This is a genomic window from Bradyrhizobium sp. MI1.11 (genome assembly GCF_055811255.1).
Window position 1 is genome coordinate 106,759 of record NZ_JBVVPM010000009.1, and the last position, 23,387, is coordinate 130,145.

The 23,387-nt window shown below is 64.3% G+C and carries 21 protein-coding genes; 8 read left to right on the top strand and 13 right to left on the bottom strand.

Going from position 1 to position 23,387, the window contains the following annotated elements:
* The first annotated feature begins 24 nt into the window (after positions 1-24).
* Positions 25-795: an exodeoxyribonuclease III gene (locus AC0L30_RS11980; RefSeq protein WP_007592038.1), complete on the top strand. Its 771-nt coding sequence runs from the start codon at positions 25-27 to the stop codon at positions 793-795.
* A gap of 1 nt (position 796) precedes the next feature.
* On the opposite strand, the gene AC0L30_RS11985 is transcribed toward AC0L30_RS11980, so the two are convergent.
* From AC0L30_RS11985 to AC0L30_RS12000, 4 genes are all read right to left on the bottom strand, one after another.
* Positions 797-1,612: a hypothetical protein gene (locus tag AC0L30_RS11985; protein WP_473404337.1), complete on the bottom strand. Its 816-nt coding sequence runs from the start codon at positions 1,610-1,612 to the stop codon at positions 797-799.
* A 97-nt stretch (positions 1,613-1,709) separates the two neighbouring features.
* Complete coding sequence (locus AC0L30_RS11990) at positions 1,710-2,078, bottom strand: GFA family protein (protein ID WP_007592041.1); 369 nt, start codon at positions 2,076-2,078, stop codon at positions 1,710-1,712.
* 301 nt (positions 2,079-2,379) lie between these two features.
* A complete protein-coding gene (locus tag AC0L30_RS11995; RefSeq protein ID WP_473404338.1) occupies positions 2,380-3,075 on the bottom strand; it encodes an alpha/beta fold hydrolase in 696 nt (231 codons plus the stop codon).
* A gap of 431 nt (positions 3,076-3,506) precedes the next feature.
* Positions 3,507-4,379: a L,D-transpeptidase gene (locus AC0L30_RS12000; RefSeq protein WP_473404339.1), complete on the bottom strand. Its 873-nt coding sequence runs from the start codon at positions 4,377-4,379 to the stop codon at positions 3,507-3,509.
* A gap of 193 nt (positions 4,380-4,572) precedes the next feature.
* Between AC0L30_RS12000 and AC0L30_RS12005 the strand changes: the two genes are divergently transcribed.
* Positions 4,573-5,298 carry a sulfite exporter TauE/SafE family protein gene (locus AC0L30_RS12005; RefSeq protein ID WP_219683205.1) on the top strand — a complete coding sequence of 242 codons (726 nt, stop codon included), beginning with the start codon at positions 4,573-4,575 and terminating at the stop codon, positions 5,296-5,298.
* Positions 5,299-5,309: 11 nt separating this feature from the next.
* Here the strand turns inward: AC0L30_RS12005 and AC0L30_RS12010 are convergent, their stop codons facing one another.
* Entirely contained in the window at positions 5,310-7,379 is a 2,070-nt protein-coding gene (locus tag AC0L30_RS12010; RefSeq protein WP_007592049.1) for a putative bifunctional diguanylate cyclase/phosphodiesterase, read from the bottom strand.
* Positions 7,379-8,536, bottom strand: coding sequence for an ABC transporter substrate-binding protein (locus tag AC0L30_RS12015; RefSeq protein ID WP_035992832.1), 1,158 nt, complete (start codon positions 8,534-8,536; stop codon positions 7,379-7,381). The genes AC0L30_RS12010 and AC0L30_RS12015 overlap by 1 nt, the downstream gene beginning before the upstream one ends.
* A gap of 219 nt (positions 8,537-8,755) precedes the next feature.
* Between AC0L30_RS12015 and radA the strand changes: the two genes are divergently transcribed.
* From radA to AC0L30_RS12045, 6 genes are all read left to right on the top strand, one after another.
* The gene (gene radA / locus AC0L30_RS12020) at positions 8,756-10,201 is read left to right on the top strand and encodes a DNA repair protein RadA (RefSeq protein ID WP_007592053.1); all 1,446 of its coding nucleotides are present in this window, start codon (positions 8,756-8,758) and stop codon (positions 10,199-10,201) included.
* Positions 10,202-10,367: 166 nt separating this feature from the next.
* Positions 10,368-10,997 carry a CvpA family protein gene (locus tag AC0L30_RS12025; RefSeq protein ID WP_007592055.1) on the top strand — a complete coding sequence of 210 codons (630 nt, stop codon included), beginning with the start codon at positions 10,368-10,370 and terminating at the stop codon, positions 10,995-10,997.
* 27 nt (positions 10,998-11,024) lie between these two features.
* Positions 11,025-12,530 (top strand): amidophosphoribosyltransferase, encoded by a 1,506-nt coding sequence (gene purF / locus AC0L30_RS12030; protein WP_007592056.1) that lies wholly within the window; start codon positions 11,025-11,027, stop codon positions 12,528-12,530.
* Positions 12,531-12,692: 162 nt separating this feature from the next.
* A complete protein-coding gene (locus AC0L30_RS12035; protein WP_007592059.1) occupies positions 12,693-13,433 on the top strand; it encodes an SDR family NAD(P)-dependent oxidoreductase in 741 nt (246 codons plus the stop codon).
* Between the two features lie 78 nt (positions 13,434-13,511).
* Positions 13,512-14,660 carry an NHL repeat-containing protein gene (locus AC0L30_RS12040; RefSeq protein ID WP_473404340.1) on the top strand — a complete coding sequence of 383 codons (1,149 nt, stop codon included), beginning with the start codon at positions 13,512-13,514 and terminating at the stop codon, positions 14,658-14,660.
* A gap of 168 nt (positions 14,661-14,828) precedes the next feature.
* A complete protein-coding gene (locus AC0L30_RS12045) occupies positions 14,829-16,055 on the top strand; it encodes an ABC transporter substrate-binding protein (RefSeq protein ID WP_007592063.1) in 1,227 nt (408 codons plus the stop codon).
* 99 nt (positions 16,056-16,154) lie between these two features.
* On the opposite strand, the gene AC0L30_RS12050 is transcribed toward AC0L30_RS12045, so the two are convergent.
* The 7 genes from AC0L30_RS12050 to AC0L30_RS12080 form a co-directional block, all read right to left on the bottom strand.
* Positions 16,155-17,411, bottom strand: a complete 1,257-nt coding sequence (locus tag AC0L30_RS12050) for a TCR/Tet family MFS transporter (protein ID WP_007592065.1) — start codon at positions 17,409-17,411, stop codon at positions 16,155-16,157.
* Positions 17,408-18,790: a ribosome biogenesis GTPase Der gene (der, locus tag AC0L30_RS12055; RefSeq protein ID WP_473404341.1), complete on the bottom strand. Its 1,383-nt coding sequence runs from the start codon at positions 18,788-18,790 to the stop codon at positions 17,408-17,410. Before der ends, AC0L30_RS12050 begins: the two co-directional genes overlap by 4 nt.
* A 104-nt stretch (positions 18,791-18,894) precedes the next feature.
* Positions 18,895-19,446: a hypothetical protein gene (locus AC0L30_RS12060; protein ID WP_007592069.1), complete on the bottom strand. Its 552-nt coding sequence runs from the start codon at positions 19,444-19,446 to the stop codon at positions 18,895-18,897.
* Between the two features lie 26 nt (positions 19,447-19,472).
* Positions 19,473-20,126: a tetratricopeptide repeat protein gene (locus tag AC0L30_RS12065; RefSeq protein ID WP_007592071.1), complete on the bottom strand. Its 654-nt coding sequence runs from the start codon at positions 20,124-20,126 to the stop codon at positions 19,473-19,475.
* Positions 20,127-20,294: 168 nt separating this feature from the next.
* Complete coding sequence (locus tag AC0L30_RS12070) at positions 20,295-21,887, bottom strand: class I adenylate-forming enzyme family protein (RefSeq protein WP_007592072.1); 1,593 nt, start codon at positions 21,885-21,887, stop codon at positions 20,295-20,297.
* Positions 21,888-21,966: 79 nt separating this feature from the next.
* On the bottom strand, positions 21,967-22,551 hold the full coding sequence (locus AC0L30_RS12075) for an NnrU family protein (protein ID WP_007609254.1): 585 nt from the start codon (positions 22,549-22,551) through the stop codon (positions 21,967-21,969).
* A gap of 71 nt (positions 22,552-22,622) precedes the next feature.
* Positions 22,623-23,201 carry a hypothetical protein gene (locus AC0L30_RS12080; protein WP_007592076.1) on the bottom strand — a complete coding sequence of 193 codons (579 nt, stop codon included), beginning with the start codon at positions 23,199-23,201 and terminating at the stop codon, positions 22,623-22,625.
* Positions 23,202-23,387: the final 186 nt, after the last annotated feature.

A 23,387-nucleotide genomic window follows, 5' to 3' on the forward strand; every position in this document is an offset into this window, starting at 1 on the left:
GAAGGCAGGAGCCGGTAGCTCTACATGAAGATCGCGACGTTCAACATCAACAACATCAATCGCCGCCTGCCCAATCTGTTGGCATGGATGCGAACGGCGAAGCCCGATGTCGTCGCACTTCAGGAGTTGAAGGCAAGTGATGGCGAATTTCCGGCGGCCGCGATCGAAAAGTCAGGTTACGGCGCTGTGTGGTGTGGACAGAAGACCTGGAACGGCGTCGCCATTCTGGCCCGCAATGCCGAGCCCGTTCTCACCCGCGATCGCTTGCCGGGAAAGCCTGCCGATCACGAAGCGCGATACATCGAGGCCGCGGTACGCGGTGTCATCGTCACCAGCATCTACCTGCCGAACGGCAATCCGCAGCCGGGACCGAAATTCGACTACAAGCTCGACTGGTTCGCGCGACTCAAGCGCCACGCCAGAACGTTGATCAAGCAGGACCTGCCCGTGGTGCTCGCCGGCGACTACAACGTTGCGCCTGATGAGATCGACATCTATCCGACGCGCTCGTGGGACAAGGATGCCTTGATCCAGCCGAAGAGCCGTGCGGCTTTTGCCTCGCTGGTGGCACAAGGCTGGTGTGATGCGATCCGCGAACTGCACCCGGAGAAGCGCATCTACACCTTCTGGGATTACAAGCGAAACCGCTGGCCGCGCGATGCGGGCCTGCGGCTCGATCATCTCCTGCTCAGCCCTGCCCTCGTCTCACGCCTGGCAAAAGCCGGCGTGGACAAGAAGGTTCGCGGCGAGGAAGGCGCGAGCGATCACGCACCGGCCTGGGTGGTGCTGCGCTAGGTCAACGCCCGTAATATTCCTGCACCGTGTCCCACGCTGCTTTCTGCAGCAGCTCCACCGTCGGTGCGTCCAGTCCCATCGTGTAGGAATTGCCAACCGGCGAGCGGCCCGTCAGCGCGGCGAACGTCACGCAGGTCGCCAGATACGTGCCTACGGGGCTCGGGTGCCGCTTGTCCGGCGCATACAGATTGAGCTCGGGCTGCAGCTTGCGCACGCGCGCGAAGGCAAGACCTGCGGGGATCACCAGCGCATCATTGGCATTGCCTGCGATCGTGTAGGCTTCGGCCAACGCTTCCGTCATCTCAGGCTTGTCGGCGTAAGCCCAGGACATGAACAGGACCGGCCGCATGCCATGCGTGCGGACGATCTCGCCGTCCTTCTTCACGAAGGTCGCGAACGCGTCCTTCAACTGCGGATGGATCGGGCACTGGCTGCAATCCATCATCACGACGGCGTCGTACTGCCTGCCCGGCTTGTTGAAGACGACGTTGTTCTGCTCGTCGAACGAATAGGCGCCGAGGCCGCCCGGCCGCAGCAGATTGTCCATGTCGTGCCAATCGAGGCCGGAGCCGCCGATCGTTGCCATGGTGTTGCGATAGGCCGCCTTGTTTTCGGGATACGCAGCCCGCTCCATGAAGGAGAGATGCCCGGGCATGCCGTTGTTGTAGTAGAAGAAGCTGTTGCCGACGAACAGCGCGGCCTTGGGGAAATCCGGTCCTGATGTCGTGACCTTGGGCCTGGTCTGCGCCTGGGCATGGAAGCCGACTACAACGGCCAGACACATCGCGAGCATCACTCGCGCGAAAAGACGCATCATCGGCTTCCTCCCCTTTTCTGTCGGGCGGAAACAGATCAGCTTTTCAAGAGTGCCTCAAGAGCACTGACGAGCAGCAGACATGCGCGAGAGCGCATGCTCACCATAAATTCTTGCCGTCAATCATGGTCACCGGCACGGCCTCCAGATCGAATTCGTCGAACAGGCGCGCGTTGACGGCGACCCTCGGATTGTCGAAATCGGGCTTGCCGGTCGACCAGTCCGGCGACTCCGAATAGGTACCGCAGCCGCAGCTTGCGCAGAAATGGTGTTTGACCGTGCGGCTGCCCCAGAGATAGGTCGCGACGTTCTCCGCGGGCGACAGCAGCCGAAACTGCGCCGGCGTGTAATAGGCCCACAACGCGCCGCGCTTGGCGCAGAGCGAGCAGGTGCAACGGGTCACGCTCGCGGGCGCCTCCGTCACCTCGAACACCGTCTCACCGCAATGACAGCTTCCCTCGACCCGCATGACCCGCTCTCCGTTTTGTCAGGAGATGGTCGTAGCCGGACCCTGCTGCCAACATGCTGTCAGCAGCGCGCAGCCGGCCTTGCTCCACGTGCTGCGAGCACCGACTTGCCGCGCCAACTCAACAAAAACATGAAAAACAACCCCATGCACAGTAGCCGACCGCTGGCAAATCAAAGGGTTACGCATAATCCGAAACCGGGCAAAACACCGGCGGGATGTCTCCGGAGGCAGTCGTCGCCCACCGGACAGGAGAGGTCGCCCGCAAACGACCTCTCCTTCGCATTCAGCGCAGTGACTGCGATCAGCCCTTTTGAACGGCGGCCGCCGCCTTGCGTATGACGTCGATCACCACATCAGGCTGGGACAGCATTGGCACATGGCTGCTCGCGACCTCGGTAACAGTCGCTCCCATTCGCTTTGAGACCCAACGTTGCAGATCGGGATGCACCGTGTGGTCTTTCGTGGCCAGGACGTACCAGCTTGGCTTCGATCTCCACGCGACCTTGTCCGCGCTGAGCTTTTGCTGCTGGAACAGATCATAGACGGGCGCATAATGGGTCGCCCAAACCAGCTTCTGGTCTGCGTCGGAGAGATCGCCTGCGAAGAACTCGGTGCCACTCGGAAGCATCCAGGCACGCCCATCCGCCACATCGACGCGAGAGAAAATGTCCGAGGGATATTTGTCGAGCTGATCCTGTACGGTTTCGCCGGCATCCGGAGCGACCGCTGCAATGTACACCAGCCCGACCACGCGCTCATCCGTGCCTGCGCCTGTAATGGTGGCCCCGCCGTAAGAATGACCGACCAGGAGGACAGGACTACCGACACGATTGAGCGTGCGCTTAACCGTCGCCAGATCCTCCTCGTAAGAGTCCAAACCATATTGAACGGCAATCACCTCATGCCCATCGGCCTGCAATGCAGGGATGACCTTACTGAAGCACGAGCCGTCGGCCCAAATGCCGTGGCAGAAAACGATTGTTGGTTTGGCGTTCATGGGAACTTGCCTTCCTGATCACAATTTAAGAGCGGGAGGATAATAAGGAGGCAAGGTGCGTCTTCTGAAATGGCACGGAAGGTTTGGTCCTTCCAAAATAGCTATAGACTGATGTCCGAAACGTCTCCTTCGCGTCAACAGGGCTTCGCTGATATGAAAGGGCAGCTCGTCGACGCGCCTCTTGGGAAGTCGAAGCCATGAAATTGCGATGGCAAATTGCAATCCTTGGTGCGGCTCTAACCGGCGCGGCTTTGAGCTACGCTTATACTCATACCGCAATCAGGGTGACTGAGCCGTGCCGGAGAAGTCCTCTGGGAGAGGTGGTCTGTCCTCCGCCCTACAAGCCGTAATGCTTATGCCTACCGGATGACCTCGTAGGCGACTTGCAGTGCCTCCTTGTTCTCCGTTGCAGGATGAGGACCGAGGATGAATTACTGAGCCTCGGCGATCCTCGGTCCAGATGACGGCATCTGCGCGTGAGTTGCCGATGGCCGGTTCGACGGCGATGCCGGGTCCGGTAATCGGAAAGCGGCGTCGGCCGGTGCTCCCTGGGGTGGTCGGCGGGCAACGGTTGTCGGAAGCACGATCACTTTCGCGCCGACTTTCACGCGATCATAGAGGTCAACGACGTCCTCATTGGTCAGTCGGATGCAGCCGGACGAGACCCGCTTCCCGATCGTATCGGGCTTGTTGGTGCCGTGAATTCGATATTCGGTGTCGCCCAGATACATCGCCCGAGCGCCGAGCGGGTTGCCGGGGCCACCTGCCATGAACCGCGGCAGATAAGGCTGACGCGAGACCATCTCCGCAGGCGGATGCCAATCGGGCCATTCTGCCTTGCGAGCCACGGTCTGCTCACCGGACCATGTGAAACCTTCGCGGCCAACACCGATGCCGTAGCGCAGTGCTTGTGCGTCGTTCAGAACGAAATAGAGGAAGGTGTTCTTGGTATCGATGATCACGGTGCCCGGCGTCTGGCGGCTGGCGTAGTCAACCACCTGCCGAACAAATGCTCCGGGAACGTCGGCAGCTTTGGGCGGTTCGACCAGAGGCGCCGGGGCCGGAGGTGGAGCCGATGCCGGAGTGGGAGGTGACGATGATGCATGAACCGGCGTTGCGACGTAAACCGGAGTTGACGACGCTTGGGCTTCGTGCGCGGACGGCTTTCGCGCCGGTTGCACGTTCGCCGGTCGGGACAGCAAACCATACCCCAACGCGGCGACGGCCACGGCGCCGATTGCAACTCTCGCGGCCATCGGGATTGCGAACGTCTGCGCCTTTCCGCGTTTGGCCCGCTTACCCATACACTTCCCCCAGGTCACTATGCCCACGAGAGGTACCCAGTAAGATTTAAGAAACTTCGAAGCGATTTCGCTCAGACTGGAACCGTCGGCGATGGTTAACGCCGGGCTCGTTCGGCAAGATAGGGTTCCCTCGCCTCGCGGATCGCCCGCGCTGCTGGCCGCGGCTAAACTCTCCCGATTCGTGGAGATTGTTTTGGCTTTCCTCTTCGTCCTCATCGTCGGCCTCATCGCAGGCACCATTTCGGGCATCGTCGGCACGGGCTCGTCGATCATGCTGATGCCGGTGCTGGTCTATGCCTACGGGCCAAAGGAGGCGGTGCCGATCATGGCGGTGGCCGCCGTCATGGCCAACTTCTCACGGATCCTGGCTTGGTGGCGCGAGGTCGACTGGCGGGCCTGCGCGGCTTATTCGGTGACAGGTATTCCGGCCGCCGTGCTCGGCGCGCGGACGCTGCTGGCCCTGCCCTCGCACGCCGTCGATCTCGCCATCGGCGTCTTCCTGATCGCGATGGTGCCGGTGCGACACTGGCTGGCGCGGCACGATCTCAAGGCCAATCTCTGGCATCTGGCGATCGGCGGGGCCGCCATCGGCTATCTCACCGGCATCGTCGTCTCCACCGGCCCGCTCAGCGTCCCGCTATTCCTGTTCTACGGCTTGTCCCGGGGCGCTTTCCTCGCCACCGAAGCGGCTTCTTCGCTCGGGCTCTATGCCGCGAAATCCGTGACCTTCGAACGGTTCGGCGCGCTGACCGCCGATGTGTTCGTCAAAGGCCTGATCGCGGGATCTTCGTTGATGGCGGGCGCCTTCATTGCCAAACGCTTCGTGCTGCGCCTGAAGCCGGAGATGTTCCGCGTGGTGATGGACGCGATCATGATCGCGGCGGGCCTCTCCATGCTGTGGAATGCAGCGCAGCCGTAACCGCGCTGTGCTCAGACGGCAAATTCGGGTGCGATCGACGGACTGTCCTCGATGACGCGGCTGTGGTGGACCGGCCGTCCTTCGAGCCATAGCAACACGGCCTCGAGTGGCTGTGGCCGATGATAGAGAAAGCCCTGCCCGAACCTCACGCCCATCTCGCGCATCGCCTGGGCCTGCTCGGCGCGCTCGATGCCTTCGGCCACCAAAGTGAGGCCCAGCGTACCGGCGAGCGATGCGATCACGCCAACAATCGCCTTGTCTTCCGCGCTGTCAGGGATCTCGTTGATGAAGGCTTTGTCGATCTTGACCTTGTCCAGCGGAAACCGCCTGAGATGGGCGAGTGAGCTGTAGCCGGTGCCGAAATCGTCGAGCGCGATGGTGGCGCCGAGGCGCCGCAGCCGGTGCAGCGTCTCGGATGCGCTGGCCATGTTGTTGATCAGCGATCCCTCGGTGATCTCGAGCTCCAGCAACGAGGCCGGCACGTCGAAGCGCGCACAGGTCGCGCGCAGCTCGGCGGCGAACGAATGGTCGGCGAGCTCGGACGGCGGCAGATTGATTGCGATCCGGATACGCGACCTGCCGGCCGCAGCCAGAGCTTGCAGGGCGCGGCAGGCGTCGGTGAGCACGTAGCGCGTCAGCCGCGCATTGTTGCCGCTGCGCTCGATCAGCGGCAGGAATTCGCCCGGACCGATCACGCCATGTTCCGGATGGCGCCAGCGGATCAGCGCTTCCAGGCCGACGATGTCGTGGCTTTCGAGATCGACCTGGCTTTGATACCAGACCTCGAACTGCCCCTCGTCGAAGCCTGTGGGAATGGCAAGTTCGAGGTCCCGCCGGCGGCGATAGTCGCGCTGAAGCGCTTCGTCGAGCACGGCAACCGTGCCGGGCGCCCTGCTCTTGGCATGGTAGAGCGCGATGTCGGCGAGCGCCGGCAGGTGCGAAAGCTCGGGATCTCCGGCGCGACGCACGGCAAGACCGATGCTGGCACGCGGCACCACTCGCTTGTCATGAAGCCGGATCGGCTCGGAAATCGCATCCAACAATTGGCGTGCAAACCGCTGCGCGCTCTCCTCGTTGCTGACCTCGGGTCGAATGACGACGAATTCATCGCCGCCGAGCCGCGCCACCCAATCTTGCGGTTCGACCGCACCACGAAGGCGCTCGGAAATGTGCACCAGGAACTTGTCGCCGGAGTCATGGCCAAAGGTGTCGTTGATGCCCTTGAAGTCGTCGAGATCGATGAAGCAGAGCGCGATCAGCGCGTCCGGCGAGCCGGCATCGTGGCTCAGGGTCACGAGGTGCTCGGAGAGCGAGCGGCGATTGGGCAGCCCCGTGAGCGGATCGTGCGCGGCCATGTGCCCAAGCCGGTCGAGCGCACCCGACGTCGTGTGCTGCATGGCATTGAAGGCATGCGCCAGCTGACCGAATTCGTTCGAGGATTTGACTTCCGCCGGATAGGCGCGGCCGTCCTGCTTGCTGCGCTGGATCGCGGACATCATTGCCGCCAGCGGCCTGCCAATGAAGAGGTTGGCGGAGATCCGCATGGCGATCAGGGTCGCAAACGTTGCCAACAGGCCGACGACCAGCAGCAGCACCAGCCGGCTGCCCGCGTCCGCGTAGAGCGCCGCATGCGAATATACGATCGCGATGCGGCCGGCCTGCACCGCCATGTTGCCGTTGCTGTAGTTGATCGGACGCGAGACCTCCGCGGCCGCCTGCCCCGCCGGACGCGCCATCACGCGGGCGATCGCGATACCGGTATCATCGTAAACGGCCGCCGCGGCGATGCTCTCGTCGTGCATGATCTCGTTGAGCACGCTCGTGACCTGGTCGTAACGCATCTTCCAGAGCGGTTCGGCGATCAGCTCGGCGCGACTCTCGGCGACGCGGGCAATGCGGGCGTCGAGCTGCCTGATCTGCGACCAGAAGCTCGAGGCCTCGACGCCAGCGGAGGCGAGCAATTGCACCAGCAGCAGAACAGGGACGGTGGCCCAGATCATCGCGCGGACGACCGACCGCAAGCGCGGCGGCGCCGCCTGCTGCTTGCGATCCGGATCGGTCATGTCGTCACCGTTTCGCATCAGTCGGCAGCGCCTTCCAGAGGCGTCAGCGACGAGATGAGCGCATCGACGGAGAAGTCGTATTGGCCGCAGTGCCCTGCTTTGGCCCTGAAACGCGCGAAATCGATCCGGTCGAAGGCGCGCGTGGTGATGAGGTCGCCGACCGCAGCGAGGTTGTCGCGCGTGATCGCGGACGTCTTGACCTCGACGCGGGGTGATACGGCCGCGAAATCGCAGCCGTCGGCGTAATCGCGCAACAGAACGACCGACCAGCCGCCGAGCAGGAAATGCCCGCCGTCGGTCAGAAGCAAGCGGCCCGCTTTGATCTCGCGCAGCGCATCCTCCGACCAGTTGAGGCCGACCAATTGGATGTTCCGCCCGGGCGTGAAGCCGGCAGCGACCACCGCGCGAAGCGCTCCGAGCGCCATCGGATCGTTTCCGGCCCATATGCCCGCAGGCCGGATCTCCTTGCGCGCGGCCCAGCTCAGATAATTCGTGGTGACATGCTCGGCCTCCGACTGCGTCCAGTTGGCGAACAGCATCCGATCGACCACGACGTCGGGCGCGGCGTCCACCGCGAGCTTGAGACCCGCGTTGCGGGCGATCGAGGCCGGCGTGATCTCGTCGCCACCGACGCCGAGAATGTGGATCTTGCCGTCCGGGCTCTGCCATTTCTCGGCACGCGCCGCGTCGATCAGGGCATTGGCCATCCGCGCGCCCGCAGTCTGAAGATCCGTCGTGATGTCGCCGAGCCAGGTCTTGAGCTTTTGACGCGGCGGTCCAAGACGCGCCGCATCGTCACCGATCAGCGTGTTCGAGAGCAGCAGCGTCCTGATCCCAGCGGCCTCGGCCGCCTCCATGATCGGGACAGCGGCGGATTCCTCGTTCGAGAGAATGAGAAAGTCGGGCTTGTCGCTGCGTGCCACCACGCCGAACCCGAGCTCCTGCATGGTGCGGTAATTGCGCTCGCTGGTCAGCACCTCGACATGCGCGCCGAGCTTGCGGCCGGCGGCCTGCATGGTCTGCGAAACCATGTCCCAATAGACCTCGCCGGTCTTGCCCGGGTTGACGAAGACGACGTTGAGACGCCTCGCATCGGCCGCAACAACGCCGTCAGGCGGCATAACAATGCCGCAGGCCATGCCCAAAGCGAGCAATATCCGCAAAAATCCCGTCATTCGTTTCGCCATCCCGTATCGGTTCCGAAACTGGACCCGGGTCGCTAACATTTGGCAAAGTCCGGCCTGGGGCGACGGCATAGAGCTAACAAGGAGTGTATCCGGCGTACCGAATTGCGATATTCGGGGTGCGCCCGGACTCACTCTCTTGACCCGTCATTCCGTGCTAATCAGCAAACCTGAAACCCTCGACTCGCTGTCCCCGGGCTCGCTGTCCTCATGGCCAAGAATACGCTTTCCTTCGTCTGCCAGAACTGCGGCGCGGCCTATAACCGCTGGCAGGGCAAGTGCGAGTCCTGCGGCGAGTGGAATACGCTCGCGGAGGAGGACACGACCGGCAGCGTGCCGGTGTCGATCCGCTCCAAGCGCAAGGGGCGGACGTTCGCGCTGGAGAGCCTGTCCGGAAAAACCCAGGACGCCCCGCGTCTGTCCTCAGGCATGACGGAGCTCGATCGCGTGACCGGGGGCGGCTTCGTCCGCGGCTCGGTGCTTCTGGTCGGCGGCGATCCCGGCATCGGCAAGTCGACGCTGCTGACGCAGGCCACAAGCCTGCTGGCGCGCGCCGGACACCGCGTCGTCTACATCTCCGGCGAAGAGGCGGTCGCGCAGGTTAGGCTGCGCGCCGAACGGCTCGGACTGTCGGATGCGCCGGTGCAGCTCGCCGCCGAGACGTCTGTCGAGGACATCGTCTCGACGCTGTCCGAGGGCGCGGTGCCCCGGCTGATCGTGATCGATTCGATCCAGACCATGTGGACAGACACGGTGGAATCGGCGCCCGGCACGGTGACGCAGGTGCGCGCCTCGGCACAGGCGCTGATTCGATTTGCCAAAAGGACGGGCGCGGCCATCATCCTGGTCGGTCATGTCACCAAGGACGGCCAGATCGCCGGCCCCCGTGTGGTCGAGCACATGGTCGATGCGGTGCTGTCGTTCGAGGGCGAAGGCTCGCAGCAATTCCGCATCCTGCGTGCCGTGAAGAACCGTTTCGGACCGACCGACGAGATCGGCGTGTTCGAGATGACCGGGCTTGGCCTGCGCGAAGTCACCAATCCCTCCGAGCTGTTTCTGTCGGAGCGCGATCTCGGCACGCCCGGCACCGCAGTCTTCGCGGGCATCGAGGGCACAAGGCCCGTTCTGGTCGAATTGCAGGCGCTGGTGGCGCCGACCTCGCTCGGCACCCCGCGCCGGGCCGTGGTCGGCTGGGATCCGAGCCGGCTGTCGATGGTGCTGGCGGTGCTGGAGGCCCATTGCGGGGTCAAGCTGTCCGGCCACGACGTCTATCTGAACGTCGCGGGCGGCCTGCGCATCCACGAGCCCGCGGCTGATCTGGCCGCCGCGGCGGCGCTGGTGTCCTCCCTGGTTAATGCGCAGTTACCCACCGATGCGGTCTATTTCGGCGAGATCTCGCTCTCAGGCGTGGTGCGCCCGGTGGCGCAGACCCCGGCCCGGCTGAAAGAAGCGGCAAAACTCGGCTTCCAGCGTGCCGTGCTGCCCGAATCGGCCCGGGGCGAAGCCGCCGGCGATGCCGGCCTGTCGCTGAACGCGATCAACAGCCTGACGACATTGGTCGCCGAGATCGCCGCACGCGGCTCCCGGCGGGGCGACTCGAGCGCTCCGGCAGAGAAAAATGCCACACCGGCAAGATTCCGCCGCGGAGAGGGTTAGCCGGTGGTGACGTGCCCCGCCCTCGCCGCTATACAGCCGTCACAAAAGCAGCATGGGATTGCGTGGTTGCGGCCTTGCCGGGAACGTCGTCTGGCCCTCACGTAGGGCGGGCGGCCAAACACCGATTCGCTGAGCACCTTGAAGTACGAGCGGACCAGACCAGCCGATGCCAGTAACCATCCTCGACCTGATCCTGCTCGGTGTGATGCTGATTTCGGGCCTGCTCGCCATGGTTCGCGGCTTCATGCGCGAAATCCTGTCGATCGCGGCCTGGGGCACGGCGGCGATTGTCACGCTTTATTCATTCTCGAAACTACTGCCGACCGCAAAGACCTATTTCAACAACGATACCGTCGCGAGCGTGGTCGTGGTCGCCGGCGTGTTCGTGGGCACCCTGGTCGTGGTCTCCGTGATCACGGTCCGGATCTCCGACATGATCCTGGATTCGCGCATCGGCGCGCTGGACCGCACCCTCGGCTTTCTGTTCGGGCTGGCGCGCGGGCTTTTGATCGTCGTGGTCGCCTTCCTGTTCTTCACTTGGCTGGTGCCGGACAAGCAGCGCCCGGATTGGGTCACGGGGGCCAAATCCCGCGTGGTGCTGCAGGGAACCGGCGATTGGCTGATGGCCCTCTTGCCTGACGACCCCGAGAACACCATCTTGAAGAGATTCAAGAAAAACAAACCAGATGAAGAGCAAACTGATTCCGAGCAGCAGCCTTCGGGCAGTGGCGACGGATACAGCAAACCGGCTCGTGACAGCCTTAAAAAGCTGATCGAGAAACCCGCGGCGCGTTGATAAGCCCTAACGAGAGGCTCGGACGAGATGCGAAATCCTGACCAGGACGCCCTACTTGATCTCGGCCCGGCCGCGCTGGAACTTCAAGACGATCTGGAGGGGGATACGCTGCGCGAGGAATGCGGCGTCTTCGGCATCTACGGCCATCCCGATGCCGCGGCCATCACGGCGCTCGGCCTCCACGCCCTTCAGCACCGCGGTCAGGAAGCCGCTGGCATCGTCTCCTATGACGGCGGCCGCTTTCATTCCGAACGCCGCCTCGGCCTCGTCGGCGACACCTTCTCCCGCCGCGAGGTGATCGACCGCCTGCCCGGCACAATGGCCGTCGGCCATGTCCGCTATTCCACCACCGGCGCGACCATCCTGCGCAACGTGCAGCCGCTGTTCGCCGAATTGAATGCCGGCGGCCTTGCGGTCGCTCACAACGGCAACCTCACCAACGGCCTGACGCTGCGCCGCGAGCTCGTGAAGAACGGCGCGATGATGCAGTCGACCACCGACACCGAGGTGATCCTGCATTTGGTCGCGCGCTCCAGGCGCAGCCGCTTCATCGAGCGCTATATCGACGCCCTGCGCGAGATCGAGGGCGCCTATGCGCTGGTGTCGCTGACCAACAAGAAGCTGGTCGGCGCACGCGATCCGCGCGGCATCCGTCCGCTGGTGCTCGGCGAGCTCGATGGTTGCCCGATCCTGACCTCCGAGACCTGCGCCCTCGACATCATCGGCGCGCGCTTCGTCCGCGACATCGAGCCCGGCGAGGTGATCGTGTTCGACGAGAACGGGCAGGACATTCACAAGCCGTTCCCGCCGATCGCGCCGCGTCCCTGCATCTTCGAGTACATTTACTTCTCCCGTCCGGATTCCATCGTCCACGGCCGCTCGGTCTACGAGGTGCGCAAGGCCTTCGGTGCGCAGCTTGCGCGCGAGAGCCACGTGCCGGTCGACGTGGTGGTGCCGGTGCCAGATTCCGGCGTCCCCGCGGCAGTCGGCTACAGCCAGCTTTCGGGCGTGCCGTTCGAACTCGGCATCATCCGCAACCATTATGTCGGCCGCACCTTCATTCAGCCGACGCAGGCGATCCGCGAATCCGGCGTGCGCATGAAGCATTCGGCCAACCGCGCCGCGATCGAAGGCAAGCGCATCATCCTGATCGACGATTCACTGGTGCGCGGTACCACCTCGAAGAAGATCGTGCGCATGATGCGCGATGCCGGCGCCAAGGAAGTGCATTTCCGCCTCGCCTCGCCGCCGATCCTCTATCCCGACTATTACGGAATCGACCTGCCGGACCGTGGTGGTCTTCTTGCGGCGACACATTCGCTGGAAGAGATGCGCGAGATCATCGGCGCCGATTCGCTCGCCTTCCTGTCGATCGACGGCATGTACCGCGCGATGGGCGAGCCCGGCCGCGACCCCGCCAATCCGAAATTCTCGGATCATTGCTTCACCGGGGCCTATCCGACCCACCTCACCGACCAGACCCAGACCGAGCAGCAGCCGCGGCAATTGTCGCTGCTGGCGGAGGCGAGCTAGGCCGTCGTCCTGGCCTAGTGCGCAATTGCGCACGGGAGCCAGGACCCATTACCACAAGCCTCTCTGGTTCGAAGAAGGTGTGACAATCATCTTCCCTAGCCATAAACGTCACGGCGTACGGGTCCCGGCCTGCGCCGGGACGGCGTTGGATCAAGCTGTTCGATGACAAATCCCCTCGCCAACCGCATCGCTCTCGTCACCGGCGCCTCGCGCGGCATCGGCTTCGCCACGGCAAAAGCGCTGGCCAGGGCCGGCGCGCATATCGTTGCGGTCGCGCGCACGCAGGGCGGGCTGGAAGAGCTCGACGACGAGATCCGCAAGGACGGCGGCAGCGCAACGCTGGTGCCGCTCAACCTCACCGATTCCGACGGCATCGCGCGGCTCGGCGCCGGCCTGCACGAACGCTACGGCAAGCTCGACATCCTCGTCGGCAATGCCGGCGTGCTCGGCCCCTCCTCGCCGATCGGCCATATCGAGCTGAAGGCCTTCACCGACGTGATGGCGGTCAACGTCTCCGCGAACTTCCAGCTGATCCGCTGCATGGAGCCGCTGCTCAAGCAGTCCGACGCCGGCCGCGCGGTGTTCATCACCTCGGGCGCGGCCAACAAGGCCACCGCCTATGTCAGTCCCTACGCGGCGTCCAAGGCGGCGCTGGAAACGCTGGCGCGCGCCTGGGCACAGGAGACCGCGAATACGAAACTGCGCGTCAATTTGTTCAATCCGGGCCCCGTCCGCACCCGCATGCGCGCGACGCTGATGCCGGGCGAAGATCCGGCGACGCTCGATACAGCCGAGCAGGTCGCCGAATTCATCGTGCCGATGTGCGCGCCGGACTGGACCGAAACCGGCAAGTTCTACGACTACAAGACCCGCAGCCTGATGAGCTTCCGCTCGCCGGCCTGATTGACTTGACGGCCTCCCCGCGATTGACTGCCCGCGCTCAAGCGGCAGCAAGCTGCAGGCCAATAAAGGGAGGTTGCCATGACGCCATGGCGGAATCGCGCAAGCTTTAAGCGTGCGCTCGCAAATGTCTCTCGCGTCCTCTCTGTCCTGATCGCGGCCGTCGCGTTTGCGCTTCCGGGCGCGGCAACCGCCGGCGACGTCCCGACCTTCGCGGTCGATGCTTCCTGGCCAAAGCCGTTGCCGAACAACTGGATCCTCGGTCAGGTCGGCGGCATCACCGTCGACTGGCAAGGCCACATCTGGGTGATCCATCGCCCCCGCTCCCTCACCGACGACGAGAAAGGCGCGAGCCTCACTCCGCCGCGTTCGAAATGCTGCGTGTCGGCGCCGCCGGTGCTCGAATTCGACAGCGACGGCAATCTGCTGCGATCGTGGGGCGGCGTGGGCGAAGGCTATGAATGGGTCGGCCGCGAGCACGGCATCGAGGTCGACGAGCGCGGCTTCGTCTGGGTCGGCGGCAATGCCGACAACGACAACGCGATCCTGAAATTCACGCTCGACGGCAAGTTCGTCGCCCAGATCGGCAAGATCGCGCCGAGCCTCGGCAGCAACGACACGACACAGCTCGGCAAACCCGCCGAGACCGCGATCGACAAGGCCGCCAACGAAATCTACGTCGCCGACGGCTACGGCAACCGCCGCGTCATCGTGTTCGACGCAACGACCCTCGCCTACAAGCGGCACTGGGGCGCCTACGGCAACAAGCCTGATGACACCAAGCAGGCGGCGTACGATCCCAAGGCGCCGGTGTCCCAGCAGTTCGGCAATCCCGTCCACTGCGTGAAGCTCGCCAATGACGGGCTCGTCTACGTCTGCGACCGCATCAACAACCGCATCCAGGTCTTCAAGACGGACGGCACCTTCGTAAAGGAGTTCTTCTTCGAGAAGAACACGCTCGGCAACGGCGCGGTGTGGGACATCGCGATCTGGCCCGATCCGAAGCAGACCTGGCTGCTCAGCGCGGACGGCGAGAACAACGAGATCAGGGTGATCAGGCGCGAGGACGGCAGCGTGGTCGGCAGCTTCGGGCACAACGGCCGCAATGCCGGACAATTCCACTGGGTGCATGCCATGGCGATCGACCCCAAGGGTAACGTCTATACCGCCGAGGTCGACACCGGAAAACGGATCCAGAAATTCAGGCTGACATCGGACGCGCTCAAATAGCGCCTCAACGCATTTTGCCCAAAAATTAACGGACGGATGACGCTGGGGACGCGGCGTCATCCGGCTTTAGGCGCATTGCCGACGCCCTTGGGACACGGTAGAGCCATCAGCCGGAACAAGGCTCCCCAAGAGAGCCGTCCGCATGTTTGACAATGGAGGAAAGCTTTTATGACGACGACGTTCGCGCGCCGCTCCGCGGCTCTTCTGGCCTGTGCCGCCTTCGGTTTTGCCACATCCGCCTTCGCCCAGGAAAAATCCGTCACGATCGGCGTGCTCAACGACATGTCCAGCCTCTATGCCGACATCGGCGGCCCCGGCGCCGTGGCGGCGGTCAACATGGCGGTGGAAGATTCCGGCCTTCGCGCCAAGGGCTGGAAGATCGATGTGATCAGCGGCGACCACCAGAACAAGCCGGACGTCGGCGTCAACATCGCGCGGCAGTGGATCGACACCCAGAAGGTCGATGTGATCGCCGACACCCCGAACTCCGGCGTGGCGCTGGCCGTCAGCAACGTCGTCAAGGAAAAGAACGCGGTCCTGCTCAACAATGGCGGCGCCAGTGCCGACCTCACCGGCAAGGCCTGCAACGCCAACACCATTTCCTATACTTACGACACCTACATGCTCGCCAACGGTACCGGCAAGGCGCTGACAAAGGCCGGCGGCGACAGCTGGTTCTTCCTGACCGCCGACTACGCCTTCGGTGCTGCGCTCGAGCGTGACACCAGCGCGGTCGTCACCGCGAACGGCGGCAAGGTGCTCGGCGGCGTCAAGCATCCGCTCAACACGTCGGATTTCTCCTCCTTCCTGCTGCAGGCGCAGAATTCGAAGGCGAAGATCGTCGGTCTCGCCAATGCCGGCGGCGACACCACCAACTCGATCAAGCAGGCGGCCGAGTTCGGCATCGTCGAAGGCGGCCAGAAGCTCGCGGCGCTGTTGCTGTTCATCAACGACGTCCACTCGCTCGGCCTGAAGACCGCGCACGGCCTGACCTTCACCGAATCCTTCTACTGGGACCTCAACGAAGGCACGCGCGCCTTCTCGAAGCGCTTCCAGGACAAGGTCGCCAACAAGGCGATGCCCTCGATGACGCAGGCCGGCAATTACGCGGCCGTGCTGCATCTTCTGAAGGCGATGGACGCCCTCGGCGGCAATCCGCACGACGGCGCCAAAGTTGTCGCCAAGATGAAGGAGATCCCGACCGACGATCCGCTGTTCGGCAAGGGCCCGCTGCGCGAGGACGGACGCCGGATCATTCCCGCCTTCCTGTTCGAGGTGAAGAAGCCGGAAGAATCCAAGGGACCGTGGGATTACTACAAACTGATCGCGACCATCCCGGCGGAAGATGCGGCCAAGCCGCTCAAGGACAGCGAGTGCCCGCTGGTGAAGAAGTAAGAGCATAGGTGCCGTAGGGTGGGCAAAGGCGCGAAAGCGCCGTGCCCACCATCTCTCGACAACCGAACAAGGCGGTGGGCACGCTTCGCTTTGCCCACCCTACGCAACCGTTTTGGCCGCTCCCAGCGCCCGCACCGCGATCGCCACGCACGCAACCATCAGCACCGCCGCGAGCAGGAACGGCGCGCCGGGCAGCTGCCACGGCGCGCTGGCGCCGATGAAGTATGAGAACGTCAGCGTGAACAGGAACGGGCCGACGAGTTGCGACACGCTCTGCACGCTCGCGGTCGCACCCTGCAACTGGCCCTGCTGATCGGGCGCGACCAGCCGCGTCATCAGCGATTGCATGGCGGCACCCGAAATGCCCCACAGCGACATCACGGGAATGCCGATCCAGAACAGCGGCCCGGTCGGCGCCGCGCCGAAGATCACGAAGCCGACCGCGCCACAGCACAGGCCGAGCAACAAGGCGTTGCGCTCGCCCAGCACGCGCACGATCGGACCGATCGCGAGCCCCTGCACCACCATGGCGCAGACGCCGACCATCGCCAGCGTCAATCCCACGGTCTTCGAATCCCAGCCGTAGCGATAGGTGGCGTAGAGCACGAAGGTCGAGGGCAGCACGACATGCGCGACCTGCGCGATGAAGTTGACGACGGACAACGCAGCGAGCACCACGTTCGAACGCAGCAGGCGGAGCGCTCCGAGCGGATTGGCGCTCCTCCAGCGGAACGGCGCGCGCTTGTCCGGCGCCAGCGATTCCGGCAGGACGAAGAGCCCATAGAGCGCATTGGCCAAGCTCAGGGCCGCCGAGGCCCAGAACGGCAGGCGCGGATCGATATCGCCGAGCAGACCACCCAGCGCCGGGCCCAGCACGAAGCCGGCGCCGAACGCAGCTCCAATCCTGCCGAACACCGCTGCGCGCCGCTCCGGCGGCGTAATGTCGGCGATATAGGCAAAGGCGGTCGAGATGCTCGCCGAGGTGATGCCTGAGATCACCCGGCCGACGAACAGCCAGACCAGCGACGGCGCCAGCGCCATCAGCACATAGTCGGCCGCGAGCCCGAAATTCGACAGCAGCACCACCGACCGCCGCCCGAAGCGATCCGACAGCGCGCCGAGCACCGGCGAGAACACGAATTGCATCAGCGCCCAGGCGGTGCCGAACAGGCCGAAGATGCGGGCCGCGTGCGCCGTGTCGTTGTCGACGAAGCTCTCGATCAGTTTTGGCAGGATCGGCATGATCACGCCGAGCGCGAGCATGTCGAGCAGGATGGTGACGAAGATGAAGGCGACCGCACCGCGCCGGACTGGCGCAGCGCCCTGCGCCATCGCCTCGCCGGCCTCGTTGCTCACGATGGCCGCTTGCGCTTGTGGGCGAACGGATTGGCCTTCTCGCGCAAGGTGATGCGCACCGGCGTGCCCGGCAGCTCGAAGGCCTCACGCAGCGAATTGGTGAGGTAGCGCAGATAGGATTGCGGCACCGCGTCCGCACGCGAGCAGAACAGCACGAAGCTCGGCGGACGGGCCTTGGTCTGCGTGATGTAATTCAGCTTGAGGCGTCGGCCGGACACCGCCGGCGGCGGATTGGCCTGCACCGCCTCCTCGAACCAGCGGTTCAGTGCCGCGGTCGACACACGCCTGTTCCAAAGCGCATAGGCATCCTGGATCGCCTGCATCAATCGATCGATGCCCTCGCCCATCAAGCCGGAGACGGCGACGATCGGCACGCCCTTGATCTGCGGCAGCAAATGATCGGCATCGCGGCGCAGGTTCGAGATCGCGCCGCCACCCTTGCTCTCCATCAGGTCCCATTTGTTGACGGCGAGCACGACGGCGCGACCCTCGCGCTCGATCAGGTCGGCGATGCGAAGATCCTGCTCCTCGAAGCGGTTCTGCGCATCCATCATCATCACGACGACTTCGGCAAAGCGCACCGCGCGCAGTGCGTCGGCGACCGAGAGCTTCTCGAGCTTCTCCTCGATCCGCGAGCGCCGGCGCAGACCCGCGGTGTCGAACACGCGAAACTCGCGGCCTTTCCAGTTGATTTCGACCGCGATGGAATCGCGCGTGGTGCCGGCTTCCGGGCTCGTCAGCAGACGCTCCTCGCCGAGCAGATGATTGATCATCGTCGACTTGCCGGCGTTGGGCCGGCCGACGATCGCGACCCGGATCGGACGCGTGGCCGCCTCTTCCTCCGTCAGCGGCTCGTCGTCCTCGACGTCATCCTCCTCGACGGGCTCCGGCATCAGCTCTCGAAGGGCATCATAGAGCTCACCGAGGCCCTCGCCGTGCTCGGCCGAGATCTGGATGGGATCGCCGAGGCCGAGCGCGAAGGCCTCCATCGCGCCGGCATCGCCATGCTTGCCTTCGCTCTTGTTGGCGACAAGCATCATCGGCTTGTTGGCCTTGCGGGCGAAATCGGCGAAGGCGCGATCGTTGGGCGTGAGGCCCATGCGGGCATCGATCACGAAGAACAGCGCGTCGGCCTGTGCGATCGCGGCCTCCGTCTGCTCCTGCATGCGGGCGGTCAGCGAGCCCTTGGCGCCCTCATCGAGGCCGGCGGTGTCGATGATCGTGAAGTCGAGATCGCCGAGCCTGGCCTCGCCCTCGCGGCGGTCGCGGGTGACGCCGGGCAGGTCATCGACAAGCGCGAGCTTCTGCCCGACCAGGCGGTTGAACAGCGTCGACTTGCCGACATTGGGTCGGCCGATAATGGCAATTTTAAAGGACATGGGTCATTCGTGCGCTGCCGGAGCCGCGCCTGTCAATGAAATGAAGACAATTGTTTGAGCATGATCTTTTCGGAAAACCGCTTCACACTTTTCCGGATCATGCTCTAGCGCGAGAAGCTGCCGCTGGGCATCGGCGCCGGGAAGGCGCCCTGCGTTTGCTGCTGGGTGGTCTGGGTCGGTTGCGCCTGCTGGACGGGCTGATCGGGCGGCGGCGCGGTGGTGCGCTTGCGCACGATCTTCTGCCTGGGCGCCGGAGTGGCCGCGGGCGGCGCGGCCTCGGGCTGGGCCTCGCCATCGACTTCGCCGGCGGGCGCCTCAGCCGGCGCAACGGCAGCGCTGGGGGGCTGCCTGGTCTTTTTCGCCTTGGCACCCTTCGCCGGCTTGGCCGGCTCGGGCGGAGGCTCGGTGGGCAGAGCCGCGACGGCGGGGCCGTTCGGATCGGGCTGTTGCTGCGCGCCCTTGTACATTTCCTTCGGAACGCCCTGCTCGAGGCCCGGCACGCCTTCCGGGAACACCGGCTTGCGGTCGCCCGGCAGCTTCTTCTTGGTATCGAGGAAGTCGAGCATGTCGCTCGGATCGAAGCTGGAGCAACCGCCCAGCACGCCCGTGAAGGCGATCAGGACGAAGGCTGCGATCAAGCGTGACGTACGGCGCATATCGGTATCTCGTCTCAGCTCTCGGCTCAGCTCTTCGCTACGGGCGGCAGCAAGGCCTGTAGCGCCTCGGCGCGTGAGCGCAAGCCGGGCGGCGTTTCGCCATCCTCGGCAATCGCGTCGAGCCATTTGCGGGCGGCAGTCATATCGTTGTTGCGCCAGGCCGACAGCGCCAGCATCTCGCGGGCAGTATGACGGAAGGTCGATTTGGGCGCGGTGGAGGCTTCCAGCCGCTGCTGCATGTCGGCATAGCCGGCGCTGTCGAGCAGGAAACCGGCGGCGCGGATCTTTGCCAGATCCTGCCACTCGCCGCCTACGCTGCGATCGGCGGCGATGTCGTCATAGAGCTTGGCACCTGCCTTGGGATCGCGGGCTGCCGCCTCGGCCGCAGCACGCAGCCGCGCCAGGGTGCGATAGCCGGATGGAGCCTTGGCCGCGAGCTCGGTGAAGGCCGCCTCGGCCTCCGCATGCTTGTCCTGCTCGGACAGCTCGGCGGCCTTCTCGAAGGCGGCGCCGGCCTCGGCGGCCTTCTTGGCCTCCACATACTGGTAAGCGCGCCAGCCACCCACGGCGGCGACGATCAGCACCATCAGGGCGATGAAGACGATCGAATACTTGTCCCACAGCTTCTTGAGCTGTTCGCGACGTACTTCCTCGTCGACTTCGTCAAATAATTCAGACACTTATGCTAATCCCATGCCCGTCCGGGTGCGCGCGCCAAGGCGTTCGCGTCAGGAATCCCGTCCCCACGTGGCGGCGAGGTACCCTAACGATATGGCGGTGGCAAGGCAAAGCGAGCCCGATCAAGGCGTTAACCACCCGGGACAGCCCGGAGAGACCGCCTCCCCGGGTCAGGATCCCAACAGCTCCCGCAGCTGCCGCTTCAGTACCTTGCCATTGGCATTGCGCGGCAGCGGCTCCGCTGTGATCATCATGCTCTCCGGGACCTTGTAGTCGGACAGCCGCTCCGCGCACCAGGCGCGCAAGGCCTCGCTGTCCACCGGCGCACGCGCCACCACCACCGCGTGAACGCGTTCGCCCAACACCGGGCACGCCTTGGCGACGATCGCGCTCTCGACCACGGCCGGGTGGCCGGCCAGCACGGATTCGACCTCGGCCGAATAGATCTTGAGGCCGCCGCGGTTGATCATGTCCTTCTGCCGGTCGAACACCCGGACAAATCCCTCCACATCGATCGAGCCGAGATCGCCGGAATGCCAGAACCCGCTGGTGAAGCTTTCGGTCGTGGCCTTTGGGTTGTTCCAATAGCCCTTGATGACGGAGGCACTCTGGATCCAGAGCTCGCCGATTTCCCCAGGCGGCAGCTCACGCCCGTCCGCGCGCATTGCCAGAATGCGCGCACCGGGACACGGCAGGCCAACGCTGTCGATGTGGGTTGCCGTCAACTCGCCCGGCATGATCGTGGACGGCGATGTCGTCTCGGTCGCGCCGTAGCAATTCGCCAGCTCGAGGCCGGGAATGATCGCCTTGAGCTTCTCGATGGTAGCAACCGGCATCGGTGCGCCGCCAAAGCCGCCGATGCGCCAGCTCGACAGATCGTAGCTCTCGAAATCGGGCTGGAGCAGGCAGAGATTGTACATCGCTGGCACCATCACCGTGTAGGTGACGCGCTCGCGCGCGGCGAGCTTGAGATATTCGCCGGCTTTGAACTCCGGCATGATGATCAGCGCGCCACCGCAGCAGATCATCGTCGTGATGTTGGCGACGACGCCGGTGACGTGACCGAGCGGCACTGCCGCGATCGAACGGTCGGCCGCCGTCAATTGCAGGCAGGACACGAAGATCATCGAGGAATGGACGATGTTGCAATGGGCCAGCATCGCGCCCTTCGGCTTGCCTGTCGTGCCCGAGGTGTAGAGGATCATCGCAGTGTCCTCCTCGCTCGTCTCGATCGGCGCCGAGGCCGGCGCGTTGTCTGCCAGCACAGCGAAACGCGACAAAGCCGGATCGTCGTCGACGGCGATGCGGTGGCTTATTTCGGGCACATCCCGCACGTCCGGCAGCCGCTCCGCGAGGGCCGCCTCGTGGATCAATATCTTTGCGCCGCAGTCGGCGAGCACATAGGCGATTTCCGGCTTCTGCTGCCGTGTGCTGAGCAGCACCGTGACGAGCCCCTCATGCGCGGCAGCAAACAGCAGCAGCGGGAATTCGACCCGGTTGCCGAGCAGGATCGCGACACGATCGCCGCGCTGCAATCCGAGCTTGCGAAATCCCGCTGCGATCCGCGCAGCCTGCTCCGCGGCCTGCCGCCAGCTCAGCCGGACATGGCCTGAGATCAGCGCTTCGCCGTCGGGATTGCGGGCGCACGCGTCCGCAATCATCGCCCACAGGCTCGAAGGCCGATCGCAAAATGCCGGTACGACTCGATCGCCGAAGCGCGCCTCGAACCGCATTGGCGGGATCTGAGAATGCGACCAGTCCATCGGAATGACCTTGGCTTGTTGCTCTTGTTACCTTGTCACTTTCCGCGCAGGGCATGCGGTCCTGTCTTGTGCTGATCGGCTAGCCGCCCATCACGGGAACACCGATCACGACCGGATGGAACGCAAACGCCAGCGCCAGATAAGCGACGATTCCGACCACCACAGCGATCAGATCGTTGGTGACGCCGCCCACCGGAATCGGCGGACCGCCGCCATCGGTGCGACGCTTCAGCGTGATGCGATCATACACCGCCCAGCCGAGAAAGGAGCCGAACAGGATGATGGAGCCGAGATCGCCATTGGCCAGAAGATGCGCCGCCGCCCACAGCTTGATGCCGGCCAGCATCGGATGCTTCAGCGTCGCATAGATGCGGCCGCGCAGATAGGACGCAACCACCAGGATGACCGCGGGCAACATCAGCGCGAGCGTGATGTGCTTCAGCGCCTTCGGCGGATACCAGACGTCGATCCAGCCCGTCGCACGGTAATGCGCGAAGCCCCAGATGATCAGCGCGAGCCCCGCGAGCGAGGCAAGCGAATAGAGGATTTTGTAGGTCCCCTCGCCCAGTCTCGCGATGGCCTGCGCGCGCGCCTCGCGTTTCGTCGTGAACACATGCGCTGCAAAAAACAGCGCAAGCCCCAGGATCATAACCAGCAGACCCACGAGATTCTCCCCCCAACCAGCGCCCCAGCCCATGGCGTATCATCGATTGGCCGCGGGTCGCAACTGATGCGCTACTTGCCGATCTCGCGATTGTCGACATATCGGATCGCGATTGGCCGCCCGGCGAGGGCACCGCCAAGACCGCCGGTGAATTTCAGCGGCAGGCAGGCGTTCAACGATGAATTGATCGCATTGAGGTAGGAGGTTCTCGTCTCGGCGGGGACGCCTGCGGTCGCAAAGGTCAGGCGCGGCGGGCCGATCAGGCCGCCCGATTTGTTGAAGCTGAAACGCACGGCGATTTGCATGCCTGCTCGGGCATTGTCCGTTGGCGGCGACCAGCAAGTGCGCAGCTCGGCGAAGAGATCGCCGATCGTATCGAGATCGTGATCAGGCTTTTGATATTTGCCGCGATCCGCCTCCGACGGTACGCTTTGGATCGTGAGCTGGAGGTTCTGGCCGTAGGGATAGTCGATCTCGGGAATGCAGGGACCAGGCTCGAGCGGGCTGCAGTAGGACGGCGTGCAGGGCCTGCCGTCGAGGACGCTGCACGGCTCGTGCGAAAACGGAATTGGGTTGATTTGCCTGGGCCGCGCGTCCGCGGCGATCGTCGAGATCGCCAGCAGGAAGAAAACAAGGATGCCGCGCCACATGACCAGAACGTGGCATCGCCGGAGAAGCCGTCAAGCCTGCAAGCGTTCACATGCTCGCGCGTACACGCGGTGTCGTGGGGGGGGGGGGGGGGGGCCCCCGCAAAAACAAGGGGGGGGGGGGGTTAAAAAAAAAAAACAGGCCACGCGGCAAAAATTATTTTTTATATGGTGGGGGGGTTGAAATTA

What these genes read in the sequence shown, in the direction of transcription:
- AC0L30_RS11980 (WP_007592038.1), top strand. Translation starts at nt 25, where the DNA reads ATGAAGATCGCGACGTTCAACATCAACAACATCAATCGCCGCCTGCCC.
- AC0L30_RS11985 (WP_473404337.1), bottom strand. Translation starts at nt 1,612, where the DNA reads ATGATGCGTCTTTTCGCGCGAGTGATGCTCGCGATGTGTCTGGCCGTT.
- AC0L30_RS11990 (WP_007592041.1), bottom strand. Translation starts at nt 2,078, where the DNA reads ATGCGGGTCGAGGGAAGCTGTCATTGCGGTGAGACGGTGTTCGAGGTG.
- AC0L30_RS11995 (WP_473404338.1), bottom strand. Translation starts at nt 3,075, where the DNA reads ATGAACGCCAAACCAACAATCGTTTTCTGCCACGGCATTTGGGCCGAC.
- AC0L30_RS12000 (WP_473404339.1), bottom strand. Translation starts at nt 4,379, where the DNA reads ATGGGTAAGCGGGCCAAACGCGGAAAGGCGCAGACGTTCGCAATCCCG.
- AC0L30_RS12010 (WP_007592049.1), bottom strand. Translation starts at nt 7,379, where the DNA reads ATGCGAAACGGTGACGACATGACCGATCCGGATCGCAAGCAGCAGGCG.
- AC0L30_RS12015 (WP_035992832.1), bottom strand. Translation starts at nt 8,536, where the DNA reads ATGACGGGATTTTTGCGGATATTGCTCGCTTTGGGCATGGCCTGCGGC.
- radA (WP_007592053.1), top strand. Translation starts at nt 8,756, where the DNA reads ATGGCCAAGAATACGCTTTCCTTCGTCTGCCAGAACTGCGGCGCGGCC.
- AC0L30_RS12025 (WP_007592055.1), top strand. Translation starts at nt 10,368, where the DNA reads ATGCCAGTAACCATCCTCGACCTGATCCTGCTCGGTGTGATGCTGATT.
- purF (WP_007592056.1), top strand. Translation starts at nt 11,025, where the DNA reads ATGCGAAATCCTGACCAGGACGCCCTACTTGATCTCGGCCCGGCCGCG.
- AC0L30_RS12035 (WP_007592059.1), top strand. Translation starts at nt 12,693, where the DNA reads ATGACAAATCCCCTCGCCAACCGCATCGCTCTCGTCACCGGCGCCTCG.
- AC0L30_RS12040 (WP_473404340.1), top strand. Translation starts at nt 13,512, where the DNA reads ATGACGCCATGGCGGAATCGCGCAAGCTTTAAGCGTGCGCTCGCAAAT.
- AC0L30_RS12045 (WP_007592063.1), top strand. Translation starts at nt 14,829, where the DNA reads ATGACGACGACGTTCGCGCGCCGCTCCGCGGCTCTTCTGGCCTGTGCC.
- der (WP_473404341.1), bottom strand. Translation starts at nt 18,790, where the DNA reads ATGTCCTTTAAAATTGCCATTATCGGCCGACCCAATGTCGGCAAGTCG.
- AC0L30_RS12060 (WP_007592069.1), bottom strand. Translation starts at nt 19,446, where the DNA reads ATGCGCCGTACGTCACGCTTGATCGCAGCCTTCGTCCTGATCGCCTTC.
- AC0L30_RS12070 (WP_007592072.1), bottom strand. Translation starts at nt 21,887, where the DNA reads ATGGACTGGTCGCATTCTCAGATCCCGCCAATGCGGTTCGAGGCGCGC.
- AC0L30_RS12080 (WP_007592076.1), bottom strand. Translation starts at nt 23,201, where the DNA reads ATGTGGCGCGGCATCCTTGTTTTCTTCCTGCTGGCGATCTCGACGATC.